Here is a 12,864-nt window from a genome sequence, read left to right on the forward strand (position 1 = left end):
CCTACCTCACCGTCCGAAAATTTGGTTCCATTCGGCGATGATGGGTTTGCCCGGATCGACGTAGCCAGGATCGTTCAGATAATCGAGGTAGAGGTCCGTGGGATCGGCATACCAATCCTCCTTGTACCAGTCGCCCTTGCTCGCCTTGCGGCCGTCGACGGTATCTTCGCGCGCGGAGGCGACGCCGGAGAGCTTGAACCACTCGGCCTGCCCCTCCGAACTTGCGGCCCATTCCTGAAAGAGTTTTGCTGCGTTGGAGTGCGGCGCATGGGCGGAAATGGCCTGGACCGTGAGATTGGCCGGGGTCGGCGACGGAAAAACCCAGCGGATCGGCGCGCCCTTGAGATAGAGATTGCCCATATCGCTCTGCGACGCCTGATCGACGATCGCATGTTCGCCGGCGCCGACCCGGTCATACATCGGCGATTTGCTTTCGTAGATCTGCGGCTTCAGGGCAGCGATCTTGGCCTCGTAAGCGGGACCGTACTGGTCGCGCTTGCCGCCCAGAAACATATAGACGAAGGAATAGCTGCTGCCGCCGGATGCCGGCGTCGAGGTGGCCATGCGGCCGGTCCAGCGCGGATCGGTCAGGGCTTGCCAGCCGCCCTCGCGGATCAATTTATCCTCCTCCGGCGTGACCTTTTGGGAGTTCCAGGCAATCCCCATCGCGTTGACGAAGATGGTGTACCAGATGCCCTCCTTTTTCATCGACGGACGAATGCCTGCGCCCGAGGGAGGCGTATATTCGCCGATCAACCCCTCGTCATGGGCCGACTCGATGAGCACCGTATCCGTGATCTGGATCACATCGGCGATATGCTGCCCGACGCGCTCCTCCGTCAGCCACCGATCGAAGAGCGGATAGCTGGGACCGCGAACATTCTGCGTGCTGATGCCATATTTCTTGGTGAAGGCCGACGTCCAGGTCGCCGTGATGTCGATCGCAGTCGTGTGATAGTAGGTCAGAGTTCCCTCGGCCTTGGCGGCGGCGATTAGATCGGCGTCGGGAGCTGCTTCAGCCAGAGCGCGGCCCGGAAAAGGTAGCGCGGCGGCAGCGGCTCCCATTGCACCCAGTTGAAGCAAATGTCGTCGGGAAATCTCCCGACGGAATCCGGGCACGCCGTTATTATCGGTCGTCATTCGCATTCCTCCCTGACAAGACGACGGGCTCCTCCCCATCGCCGCTTGCTATCCTATATTTGCGCAAATATAGGATGAGTCAACGCTTGATCGGCAGATTTGCGCAAATATAGGATTTCGTGCAAAGGCCCGACTATTCGTTTATGATTGGCGCTCGAACAGAGAAAGGACTGATTGATGAGGGTGAGTTCCAAGAGTTTGGCCAGTATACCTCCGCTCAATGAACCGGTTTATCTGCGTGTCAAACGAGCGATCGTGGCCGATCTCGTCTCAGGAGAGTTCTTGCCCGGCATGCATCTGACCATCGACACGCTGACGACGCGCTACGGCGTCAGTCATATGCCGATCCGGGAAGCGCTGCGGCAGTTGGAGGGTGAAGGCATCCTGATCTCGCTCGCTCATCGTGGCTTCAAGATCGAATCCGTCACCGAGGATTACATCCGCAACATCTACGACATCCGTGTCGGCATCGAATCCCTGCTTGCCCATCGGGCAGCCGAGCTGGCGACGGATGAGGACATCAGCGACATCAGACATTTGCATGAGAACCTGTCCGCCCTGATCCGCAGCGGCGGCGGCGTGCCGGCTGCGCTTGAGAACGTCAAATTCCACAAGCGGATCTATGCCATTGCCCGCAATCCAGAGGCCGAGCTTATTCTGGAAGGACGGACCCGCGTTGTGCGCAGCGTCGGCGACGGCTTCGGCGGCTATACGCCTGATGTTTTCGAAATTGTCATCGCCGAGCACGAAAAAATGGTTGTGGCCCTCGAACGAAAAGACCCGAAAGCCGCGGGCGATGCCGTTTTCGATCACGTCACCGCAGCGCGCGACCGCCTCTTGGCAAAGATGGCAGAGACCCATAGGTTCACGTCCGACGCCGCCCCGCAAACCGGAACGCAGCCATCCCGCGGCATAACAGACCAGACCCTTTGACGATCGATAAGAGCTCAAGAGGATATCATGACCATCAAGTCCGCCCGCGTCACCGCCTATGCTGCGGCGTATGACGAACCGATCACCAACGGGCTTTATACCTACACCCATACGCAAATCGTGGTTGTCGAGCTGGAGACAAAGTCCGGAGTCGTCGGCCTCGGATGGACGCATGGCGGCAAGATCGTCTATGAGGCGCTTCGGGAAATTGCACAGCTCGTCGTCGGGCAACCGCTCAACACCGAGCGGATCTGGAAACTCATCTACCAACCGAAGCTGTTCGGTCGTCGCGGCCTAGAAACCCGCGCTCAGAGCGCGGTCGATATCGCGGTGTGGGACGCGATCGGCAAGGAATGCGGCCGATCCATCCATCAGATGCTGGGCGGCTATCGCGACACGGTGCCCGCCTATGTCGCGGGCGGTTATTACGGCAAGGGCAAAGGTCTTGACGGCCTGCAGAAGGAAGTTTCCGACAAGGCGGCAAAGGGCGCCAAAGCGATCAAGATGAAGATCGGCGCCGTGCCGCTGGCCGAGGATTTCGCCCGCGTCGATACGGTCATCGAAGCGGTCGGCCCTGGCGTTTCGGTCCTGACCGACGCGAACAATGCCTATAATCGCCTGGACGCCCTGAAGATGGCCCGCTTTCTCGAAGAACGCGGCTGCTTCTGGTTCGAAGAGCCGCTTTCGCCGGAAGACAATGCTGGTGCTGCCGACCTCGTCCGCCGGACGGATATCCCGATCGCGCTCGGCGAAAACGAATATACGATCACCGGCTTCCGCGACCTGATCACCGCGGGCGCCGCGGATGTTCTCAACGCCGACGCGCAAATTCTCGGCGGCATCACCGAATGGCAAAAATGCGCGCACTATGCCGACGCCAACCATGTCCCGGTTGCGCCGCACGGCGACCAGGAAATCCACGTCCATCTGGTTGCCGCCGTGCCGAACGGGCTGATCGTCGAATATTACGACAACAGCCTCAATCGCCTGAAGGACGCGATGTTCCACCAGCAACTCGAGGTGAATGCCGACGGCTCCATCAGCGCTCCGACGCGCCCCGGTCTCGGTTTCGACCTCAACCACGCCGCATTGGAGAAATTCAGGGTCGAGGGTTGATGCACCAATTTGCCCACGACGATGTCGGCGAGGACCTTAGGATTGGCGGATGTGACGTATCGTCAGGCGTTTCAGTTCTTCGACATCGCCGGCGCGCTAAAGCCCTGAAGCCCGCCATCAAGAAGCGCGACCTCCCGTGCTCGCCTGTTCAAGCAAAGCAAGCAAACCTTTGAGAATATCCGTCGGCGATGGCGGGCAGCCTGGAATATGGAGGTCTACGGGTATAACTTTCGAAACTCCGCCGATGACGGCATAGCTGCCCGCGAAGCAGCCGCCGTCGCGGGCGCAGCCGCCGAGTGCGACGACCCATTTTGGAGCGGGCGTGGCGTTATACGTCCGCTCCAGTGCTTCCCGCATGTTCTTCGTCACCGGCCCGGTCACGAGCAGTACATCGGCATGACGTGGCGAGGCGACGAACCGGATACCGAAGCGCTCTATGTCATAAAAGGCATTGCTCAGCGCCTGCATCTCCAGTTCGCAACCGTTGCAGGATCCGGCATCGACGGCGCGGATCGACAGGCTGCGGCCGAGCCGCCGGCGGGATGCGGCGCCGATGCCGGCGGCGAGTTCCTCCATCGCCGCATCGGAAGGCGTCGGCGCGGGTTCCGTCAGCGGCAGGCGGATCAGGTTTTCGAAGAGGAGCTTTCGCATAGGACCCTGCCCTCAAAGATCATGACCGGAGTAGGAACAATTGAACGACTTGTTGCAGAGCGGGAAATCGGCAACGATGTTGCCTTCGATCGCCGCTTCCAGCAGCGGCCACTGAAACCAGGATGGATCGCGCAGATGGCAGCGTTCGATCCGGCCCCCGGGTGCCAGCCGCAACCAGACCAGTATGTCTCCACGAAAACCCTCGACGAGCGCCATGCCTTCTCGACGTTCGTCTACCGAAGGGATCGCGTTGAGAATCTGTCCCGTCGGAAGACGGTCGAGGATCTGCTCGACAAGCGAGAGGCTCTGCTCCACCTCGCGAATGCGGATCCAGACACGGGCGTTGACATCGCCATCGTTGAGCACCGGAACATCGAAGGCCAGATTGTCATAGGGCGGATAGCGCAAGACCCGCCGGGCATCGAAGCCGCGTCCGGAGGCCCGCCCGACATAACCGCCTGCCCCGTACTCGCGCGCCAGCTCGGCGCTGAGCCTGCCTGTGCCGACCGTCCTGTCCTGCAGCGAGGTGGTGTTGTCGTAGAGCTCGACCAGGGGCGGAAATCGACGGCGGATTTCTGCAAGCAGGCTTCGCAAGCCGGCCGCTCCGTTATCATTGACATCGGTGGTGACACCGCCGGGCACGATACGGTCACGCATGAGGCGGTGACCGAAGGCGGTGTCGGCTGCGCGTAACGCGCGCTCGCGCAGCACGCCGCAATGAGCCAGCATCAGTGGAAAGGCGGCGTCGTTGCAGATGGCGCCGATGTCACCAAGATGGTTGGCGAGCCGCTCCAACTCCGCCATCAGAGCGCGCAACCAGATCGCCCGCGGCGGAGCAACGAACCCTAATGCGGCCTCAACGGCCTGCGAAAAGGCATAGGCGTAAGCGACCGTACTGTCGCCGGACACTCTCCCGGCAAGCTGCGCTCCGCGGGCGAGATCCGCGCCTGCCATCAGCGCCTCTATCCCTTTATGGACATAGCCGAGCCGTTCTTCGAGGCGGACGACCGTCTCGCCATTGGCTGAGAAGCGAAAATGTCCCGGCTCGATGATGCCGGCATGCACAGGGCCAACCGGGATCTGGTGCAGGCCCTCACCCTCGGCACGCAAGAAGGCATAGGGACTGACCTGCGGCAACGCAGCCCCGCGCGCGCCGAGGGGGTGGCGCAGATCCCATCGGCCGTGATCGAGCCACGGCCGGCTATCCGGCAGCCCCCGCGGTTCGAGTCCGGTCAGGTCGCGGATCGCTCGCTCCAACCGGAGCGCCGGCGGATGCAACTGCGCTACGGAAGGATAGCCGGCTGAGTCCAGCTCTTCCAGGCTGAGGACGCCGATCATGCCGGCCGGTTCATCGAGCAAGGCCATGTGGACTGCGCTTGCTGCGCCCCAAAGCCCGAGCAGGCTCAGACGTCCTTCGGACAGTGCGTGTGCCGCCGATGTCCATATATCCGCATCGGCGACGGCGCGCAGCCAAGGAGCGTGGTGTGGGACGGAACGGCCTTTCTCGAGGATGTCACTCAGCGTCAGCATCTCTCCCCCCAAATCATCGAAGAAGGTTGGCGATATGCTGGAACCATGCCACCAGCTCCGACGGCAAATAGACGCCGGCTATAAGCACGAGCACGAGATGAGCATACATGGGCACATAGGACGCCTCGGCGGGTGCCGTGCTGCCGCGTGGCTGCCCGAACACCGCTCCCGTCAGCCGCAACAGCAGGGCACCGAAAGCGACCAGCAATCCGAAGACGAGCGGAATGGCAAGCAACGGCTGCTTGGCAAAAGCCGAGCTGACGATCAGGAATTCGCTCATGAATATTCCTGCGGGAGGCAGGCCGGCAATGGCGACGACGCCGGTCAGCAGGCCCCAGCCGAGTCCCGGATGCGTTTCCGTCAAGCCACGGATAGCGGAGAGCCTTTGAGTTCCCTTGACCTGGGCAATATGGCCGACGGCGAAGAAGATCGCCGACTTGGTCAGCGAATGCATGACCATATGCAATAGTCCGGCGAAATTGGCGAGCGGTCCGCCGAGGCCGAAGGCAAAGACGATGATGCCCATGTGCTCGATCGAAGAATAGGCGAACAGGCGTTTGATATCGCGGCGACGGTAGAGCATGAAGGCCGCGAAAATCAGCGAGGCAAGCCCCATCGTCATCATCAGAGGTCCGGGCGCAAGCGCTTCCGGATTGGCTGACAGCAGCATCTTGAAGCGCAGAACCGCGTAGAGCGCAACGTTGAGCAGCAAGCCGGACAGAACCGCCGAAATCGGTGTCGGCCCCTCGGCATGCGCGTCCGGCAGCCACGCATGCAGTGGCGCGAGACCGACCTTGGTGCCATAGCCAAGCAGCAGAAAGACGAAAGCGACATTGAGAAGCGCCGGATCGAAGGCCGAGGCGTGATCGATCAGGATGGTCCAGACCATGGCATCATAACCTTCGCCGACGACCGGCTGCGCCGCCAGGTAAATAAGAATGGTGCCGAACAGCGCAAACGCGATGCCGACACTTCCGAGAATGAAATATTTCCAGGCAGCTTCCAGTGCTTCGTGGGTGCGGTAGATACCGACCATCAATACGGTGGTGAGCGTCGCAAGCTCGACGGCGACCCACATCAGACCGATATTGTTCGACACGAACGCAAGGTTCATGCCGAACATCATGATCTGATACATGGCGTGGTAGAAACGAAGGTTCGCAGGCGTCAGCCGGCCGGTTTCCAATTCATGCGCGATGTAGCTGGCGCTGAATATGCTGGTGGTAAAGCCCACGAAGCTGTTGAGGACGATGAAGACGATATTGAGATCGTCGACAAGCAGATATTGTCCCGGCGCCGGCCGCGCGGTCACGAACAGGGAGAGCGCGGCAAGCAAGGTCAGCAGGCTTGCGAATACGTTCAGCCGCGCCGTCATCCGATAGCCGGGTAAAAGCGCCAGGAATACGGCCGCAGCGATCGGAATCACCAAGACGGCGGTTACCGCATCAAAGGCTAGGACGGAGGAAAACGCGTTCATGTTCGCCTCTTCCCCTTGAAATCATCAAGCGCGCGGACGTCGACCGTATCGAAGCGCTCTCGGATGCGAAATAGAAAGACGCCGATTACGATGAAGGCGATCAGGATCGAGAAGGCGACGCTGATCTCGACGACCAGCGGCATGCCCTTCGCCCCGGTCGCCGCAAGCACCAGACCGTTCTCGAGCGACATGAAGCCCACGACTTGGCTGACGGCGTTGCGGCGCGTGACCATGATCAGCAGCCCCAGCAGCAAGACCGACAAAGCGAAGGCGAGGTCCTCCCGTGCCAAAGGATCGGCCCCCGGCGTTACCCGAAGCATCACCACCGTCGCCAAAGCGACCAGGCCGATGCCGGCGAGCATGGTGGGGCCGATGCCGACAACGGTTTCAATCTCGCGATGGATGCCGAGCTGGCGGATCATGCGATGGAGCACCACGGGGATGACCATGGCCTTGAAGACGAGAGCGATCGCCGCCGTGACATAAAGATGCGGGGCATCGTGGACGAAAGCCTGCCAGGCCACCGACAGGGTCAATATCAAGGAATGCAGAGCGAAGACGTTGAGCAACGCGTAGAGACGGTCCTGATAGAGCATCATCATGCTGACCAAGACCAGGCCGCCGGCAAGCATGTGGGCTATGTCGAAGACCGGACCGTTCATCACAGGCTCCTCGAGACGAATCGCAGTAGGGTTGCAAGCAGGCCGAGCATGAGCGCCGCGCCCAGGAATTCGGGTACCCGGAAGACCCGCATCTTCGCGGTCGCGGTTTCGAACAGGGCAAGGAGAACGCCGCCAACCGCAAGCTTGGCGAGATAAGCAAAAATGCCCTCCAGGTAGGCGACGGGCTCCTGTCCCGGCACGGCGAGCTTCCATGGGACGAACATGCAGGCGATCAGGGACATGTAGAGCAGGAGTTTCAGGGATGCCGCCAGCTCGATCATCGCGAGGTGCCGTCCGGAATATTCGAGCACCATGGCTTCATGCACCATGGTCAACTCCAGATGCGTTGCTGGATTATCGACGGGGATACGGGCATTTTCGGCGATCGCGACCATCACGAGGGCGATCAAGGCAATTGCCAGTGAGACGCGAAGGCCCACCTGCGGGGAGGTCATAAAGGCCGCGATGGTCGAAAGCTGGGTCGAGCCCGCTATGAGGGCAAGCGTGAAGATGATCAGCAGCATGGACGGCTCCGCCAGCGTCGCGATCATCGCTTCGCGGCTCGATCCGATGCCGCCGAAGCTGGTGCCGACATCTATGCCGGCAAGCGCCAGGAAGAAACGCGCGCTGCCAAGCAGCGCGATGATTGCGATCAGATCCGCCATCCAACTGAAAATGAGGCCGGTGGCGAAAGTCGGGATGATAGCGGCTGCAACCCAGGTCCCGGCGAAGATCAGATAGGGCGTTATCCTGAACAACCATGACGCATTCTCGGCCAGGACCACTTCCTTGCGCAGGAGCCGCAGGATGTCACGGTAGGGCTGGATCATGGAGGGCCCCCGCCGACGCAGCAATCGCGCCTTGATCAGACGGATGAAACCGGTCAGCAGCGGCGCAAGCAGCACGACCAGCGCCATCTGAAAAGCCTGAACAAGAAGAGCTGAAATCACGACCATAGCGCCAGCACCAACAGCAGGAAGACAAGCGCGAGGAAAACCAGGCTCAGATAACGCCGGATCGTCAGGAATTGCAGATGGTTGAGCTTTTCGGCCACGAAGCCGACGGCGCCGATGATCGGCAGGTAGAGCTCCTCCCAGATGAGATCATGGGTCTTGACGGCAAAACGCGCCGGGCGGAGATCGCCGGGCGCCGGCATGTCGACCTCTTCACGGGCGCGGAAAACCAGCGTTCCGAAAACACGCCGCACGGGCTGGGCAAAGCTGCTCGCTGTATATTGCGTCGCCGGGCTCGTCTGCGGGAAGCCGCAGTCCCACGCAGGTGCCCGCCGCAGCCCTCGTGAGGCGAAGCGGTGGATGAAATAGGCGGTCAGCGACGCCGAGAATAGGGTGAACAGGAATACGAGAAGGCCGTTATAGGAGCTGCGACTCTCTGCGACCGGCACGATCGACAGCCACGGAATATCCGACTGCACGGGCATCCGCTCTCCGATCATCGACAATGTTATGGGCGCGAGCCCATCGATGACGATCCCCGGCAGAATGCCCGCCAGGAGACACAACGCCGCCAGCACGGACATGGCCGCGAGCGAGAAGCGATCGACCTCCACCGCCCGCTCGGCCACAGCGGTGCGAGGACGGCCGAGAAAGGTCACGCCGTATGCCTTGACGAAACAGGCAGCGGCCAGAGCAGCTGACAATGCCAGCATGCCGCCTACCGCCGGCACGAGAATCTTCAAGCCCCATTGCGGCACCGCAGGGCTTTGCAGAATGGCCTGGAACGCCAGCCACTCGGAAACGAAGCCGTTGAATGGCGGCAGAGCCGAAATCGCGACGCAGCCGACGAGGAAAACGACGCTGGTGACCGGCATGCGATGGATGAGGCCGCCGAGCTTGTCCATGTTCCGCTCACCGGTTGCCGTCAGCACGGCGCCCGCACCGAAGAAGAGCAGGCTCTTGAAGAAGGAATGATTGAGGACATGGAACAGCGCGGCAGTCAGTGCCAGTGCCGCCGCCAGCTCCATACCGTTCGCCTTGAAGGCAAGCGCGAGCCCGAGGCTGACGAAGATCACCCCGATATTTTCGATGGTGCTGTAGGCGAGCAACCGTTTGAGATCGCTCTCCATCAGCGCCTGCAGGATGCCGAGCACAGCGGTCCCGCTGCCGATGATCAGCACCACGATACCCGACCACCAGCTCGGCATGCCGAGGAGGTCGAAGACCACCCGGACGAAGCCATAGACCGCGACCTTGGTCATGACGCCGCTCATCAGAGCGGAAACATGACTTGGGGCAGCCGGATGCGCCAGCGGCAACCAGACATGCAGCGGCACAAGACCAGCCTTGGAACCGGTGCCGAGTAGCAGCAGGACAAGCGCAAGACCAGCCACGAACGGCGTGTGCGCGGATACCCGCATGGCTGCGAAGCTATAATCGCCGGCAGATCCCGCGAGCAGGCCGAAGGCGAGCAGCAGAGCCAGAGTGCCGAAGCTTGCCATGACGATGTAGACGAAGCCGGCCTTCCGATTATCGGCATCTCGATGGTGGGCCATCACCAGCGCCCAGGAAGCAAGCGACATGAACTCCCAGGAAATGAGAAAGGTGAAGGCGTCGTCTGCCAGGATCACCAGGTCCATGCCGGCAAGGAAGGCCGGAAAGAATGGCAGCACGCGATGCGGCGCATGTTCATGACGGCCGTATCCGAGAGCGTAGAGAGCCGAAAGGGCACCGCCGAGATTGACGACCATCAGGAAAAAGGCCGAGAGCGTATCGAGCCGGAAGTGGCTTCCGAGCCACGGCAGGCCGAAAGGAAGAACCAGAACCGGCGCTTCGGCGGAAGGAAGGCCTTCGACAAGATAGGCAAGCGCGGTTACAAAGGCGATGGCGGAGAAAACCAGGCTTGCACAGTAGACAACCTGCATCGACCGCGTCGAACGGATCAACGGCACTGCCAGGGCCGCCGTCCCGAGCAATGCCGCAACGCATAGCAATAAGACGGAGACCGATGTCACGGGTGCCTCCTCGTTGCGCCCGGGGGCACGGAAGGCTCGACCGTACGGCTCTCCGAAGCTTTCATCTTCGCCTTGAGCCTGACCCCTCGCCCGCCATCCAGACTTGTAGCGCCCTCGTTGATCACCTCGACGCCCGCACCATCGAGGGCGGCGAGAAGACGCATCAGAGAGTCGACATTGCCGCGCACGACATCCGCGCTCGCCTCCATTCGCTGGATCGTCGGAACAGAAATTCCCGCCAATTCGGCCAGTTGGCGCTGGTCGATACCAAGAAGGGCCCGGGCGGCCCGCATCTGAGCGGCAGTAATCACGATTCAACCATCGCTTATCTTGCACAGACTCTGATAATTAACGTCTATCATGTGCCTATTGATGTCTGAAATCAATATTCTGATGTGTCAGCGCCATTCTGAGACGAATGGTCGCTTGTTAAGACTCGACGCCTGGGAGTAAGTTGAGATCATTTCATGCACCAAAGGAGTCATTCGTGGCCGGCGAGCGGCGCCACAGGAGTCAGCCGTTGTCGCACGAGATAACGATCCGCCTCGCTCAAGCGCCCGCAAACGAACGTTCCTGCCCTATCGAACCAATAAATTATTCCTGCAAAGCAAGAGAAAAAAGCACGTAGCCGCAGCCCCACCTCTCCCGGCAATCCCGACGCCGTCACGCCAGTAGTTCACACCACATGCTCGTAAGACAGGGTTCTCACCGTAACGAAAAGATCGATCGCGGCCTTGCGGCTTCGCTTGCTGGGATAGCCGGCGCGCTGAACGCATCCGCCTTCTACTCGGTCGGCTTTTTCTCCGCCAACATGACGGGCAACGTCTCCACACTGTCGGATCATCTCGCCCTTGGTCAATGGCTCTCCGCCCTGTTCTACGGCGGTATCGTGGTGGCATTCGTGCTTGGCGCGGCGGTGTCGACGCTTATCGTCAACGAAGGACGTCGCCGTAACGTCCACGCCATTTACGCCTACAGCATTCTGACTGAAGCGGTGCTGCTCGCCCTTCTCGGCTGCGCGGATCTCTGGCTGTTGGCGAGCTGGCGCGTGCCGGTTCTCGTTCCCGGCCTTGCCTTCCTGATGGGCGTGCAGAATGCCGTCGTCACCCGCATCTCAGATGCCCGCGTGCGCACCACGCATGTATCCGGGATGGCCACCGATCTCGGCATCGAGCTTGCGATCGCCTTTGATATCTTATGTGGACGCGAGCCCAAAGCCGAGGCTCGACATAACCTGACCAAGCTGCGGCTGCACCTGTACACCATCGCTGCCTTCCTGATCGGCGGCATTCTCGGAGTCGTCATCTACCGCGCCGTTGGCGGCTACCTTCTCATCATAGCCGCGGTTTTGTTGACGGTGATCGCGCTGGACGCAATTCGGCGCGCGAAAAAGACGCTGTCCGCTCTGGGCACCGTCTCGTCGTCGTCCTGATTTGCCCCGCGCTCATCGTCCGCTCTGTTCAGATTATCGGAATTGTGTATTTCGATTTAGGGCCGCGATAGTTCTTGCGCGATCGTCGCACCAGCGGCGATAGTGTCGATCGCCGTCACGGATGAGCCTGATGATTTAGGCGCGCGGCAGGCATTTGCGACTTGAAGGTGAACCAGAAAATGACGAGACCCGTGATCGGCGTAATCGGGAATGCCCGTCTCATGGAAAGCCAATATTCTGCCCAACACGTCGGAGAAAACAATCTTCGCGCCGTAGCTGAGGTCGCCTGCGCATTGCCGCTGATGTTTGCCGGCAACCCGAAACTTACCAATATTCCGGACTTGCTGGCCATCGTCGACGGTGTTCTCCTGACAGGTGCAAGGGCCAATGTGCATCCGAGACACTTCAACACCGCGCCGGATCCCAAGCATGAGCCTTATGACGAGAATCGCGACGCCTTGGCATTGCCGCTGATCGAGGCGTGCGTGGCCCGTAGCCTGCCTGTTTTCGGCATATGCCGTGGTTTTCAGGAAATGAACGTTGCCGCCGGCGGATCGCTGCATCCCGAAATTCGCGAATTGCCCGGACGCATGAACCACCGGATGCCGCGCCTGGAGAATGGCGAAATCCACCCTGATCCGGAGGTGGTTTTTGCCGACCGCCACGATGTCCGGCTTGTCCCGGAGGGAACCTTCGCGCGCATTCTTGGCCGGGACGTGATTCGGGTAAATTCCCTTCACGGACAAGGCATTCTCGAACTCGGCGAAAGGGTTGTCGCCGAGGGCATTGCGGAGGATGGCACGATCGAAGCGATCCGGTTCAAGGATGCTTCGGGTTTTGCGCTCGGCGTGCAATGGCACGCCGAATACGATCCTCAAATCAATCCCGTAAACCGTGCCTTATTCCAGGCGTTCGGCGACGCGGTGAGAAGGCATCGGGAAAGCCGCTAAGCAGA

12 protein-coding genes are annotated in these 12,864 nt (G+C 60.8%); 4 read left to right on the forward strand and 8 right to left on the reverse strand.

Going from position 1 to position 12,864, the window contains the following annotated elements; translation table 11 throughout:
* Nucleotides 1–6 precede the first annotated feature (6 nt).
* Entirely contained in the window at nucleotides 7–1,140 is a 1,134-nt protein-coding gene (locus PY649_RS03685) for an ABC transporter substrate-binding protein (protein WP_285866801.1), read from the reverse strand.
* 177 nt (nucleotides 1,141–1,317) lie between these two features.
* Here PY649_RS03685 and PY649_RS03690 point away from each other — a divergent pair, with 177 nt between their 5' ends.
* On the forward strand, nucleotides 1,318–2,073 hold the full coding sequence (locus tag PY649_RS03690) for a GntR family transcriptional regulator (RefSeq protein WP_285866803.1): 756 nt from the start codon (nucleotides 1,318–1,320) through the stop codon (nucleotides 2,071–2,073).
* Nucleotides 2,074–2,100: 27 nt separating this feature from the next.
* Nucleotides 2,101–3,189: a mandelate racemase/muconate lactonizing enzyme family protein gene (locus PY649_RS03695; protein ID WP_285866804.1), complete on the forward strand. Its 1,089-nt coding sequence runs from the start codon at nucleotides 2,101–2,103 to the stop codon at nucleotides 3,187–3,189.
* Nucleotides 3,190–3,306: 117 nt separating this feature from the next.
* Here PY649_RS03695 and PY649_RS03700 read toward each other — a convergent pair whose 3' ends face one another.
* From PY649_RS03700 to PY649_RS03730, 7 genes are read right to left on the reverse strand one after another with little or no spacing between them, the layout of a single operon-like run.
* Nucleotides 3,307–3,840, reverse strand: coding sequence for an NADH-quinone oxidoreductase subunit B family protein (locus PY649_RS03700; protein WP_285866805.1), 534 nt, complete (start codon nucleotides 3,838–3,840; stop codon nucleotides 3,307–3,309).
* Nucleotides 3,841–3,852: 12 nt separating this feature from the next.
* On the reverse strand, nucleotides 3,853–5,370 hold the full coding sequence (locus tag PY649_RS03705) for a hydrogenase large subunit (protein ID WP_285866806.1): 1,518 nt from the start codon (nucleotides 5,368–5,370) through the stop codon (nucleotides 3,853–3,855).
* Nucleotides 5,371–5,383: 13 nt separating this feature from the next.
* Nucleotides 5,384–6,847 carry a hydrogenase 4 subunit F gene (locus tag PY649_RS03710; RefSeq protein ID WP_285866807.1) on the reverse strand — a complete coding sequence of 488 codons (1,464 nt, stop codon included), beginning with the start codon at nucleotides 6,845–6,847 and terminating at the stop codon, nucleotides 5,384–5,386.
* The gene (locus tag PY649_RS03715) at nucleotides 6,844–7,509 is read right to left on the reverse strand and encodes a hydrogenase-4 component E (RefSeq protein WP_285866808.1); all 666 of its coding nucleotides are present in this window, start codon (nucleotides 7,507–7,509) and stop codon (nucleotides 6,844–6,846) included. The genes PY649_RS03710 and PY649_RS03715 overlap by 4 nt, the downstream gene beginning before the upstream one ends.
* Nucleotides 7,509–8,465: a respiratory chain complex I subunit 1 family protein gene (locus PY649_RS03720; protein ID WP_285866809.1), complete on the reverse strand. Its 957-nt coding sequence runs from the start codon at nucleotides 8,463–8,465 to the stop codon at nucleotides 7,509–7,511. Before PY649_RS03720 ends, PY649_RS03715 begins: the two co-directional genes overlap by 1 nt.
* Nucleotides 8,456–10,477, reverse strand: a complete 2,022-nt coding sequence (gene hyfB / locus PY649_RS03725) for a hydrogenase 4 subunit B (protein ID WP_285866810.1) — start codon at nucleotides 10,475–10,477, stop codon at nucleotides 8,456–8,458. The genes PY649_RS03720 and hyfB overlap by 10 nt, the downstream gene beginning before the upstream one ends.
* Nucleotides 10,474–10,788, reverse strand: a complete 315-nt coding sequence (locus PY649_RS03730) for a helix-turn-helix domain-containing protein (RefSeq protein WP_285866811.1) — start codon at nucleotides 10,786–10,788, stop codon at nucleotides 10,474–10,476. Before PY649_RS03730 ends, hyfB begins: the two co-directional genes overlap by 4 nt.
* A 374-nt stretch (nucleotides 10,789–11,162) precedes the next feature.
* Here PY649_RS03730 and PY649_RS03735 point away from each other — a divergent pair, with 374 nt between their 5' ends.
* On the forward strand, nucleotides 11,163–11,909 hold the full coding sequence (locus tag PY649_RS03735) for a YoaK family protein (protein ID WP_285866812.1): 747 nt from the start codon (nucleotides 11,163–11,165) through the stop codon (nucleotides 11,907–11,909).
* A gap of 179 nt (nucleotides 11,910–12,088) precedes the next feature.
* Nucleotides 12,089–12,859, forward strand: coding sequence for a gamma-glutamyl-gamma-aminobutyrate hydrolase family protein (locus PY649_RS03740; protein WP_285866814.1), 771 nt, complete (start codon nucleotides 12,089–12,091; stop codon nucleotides 12,857–12,859).
* Nucleotides 12,860–12,864 lie beyond the last annotated feature (5 nt).

The sequence above is a fragment of the Rhizobium mayense genome, from assembly GCF_030272705.1.
GTDB classification, from domain to species: domain Bacteria; phylum Pseudomonadota; class Alphaproteobacteria; order Rhizobiales; family Rhizobiaceae; genus Rhizobium; species Rhizobium mayense.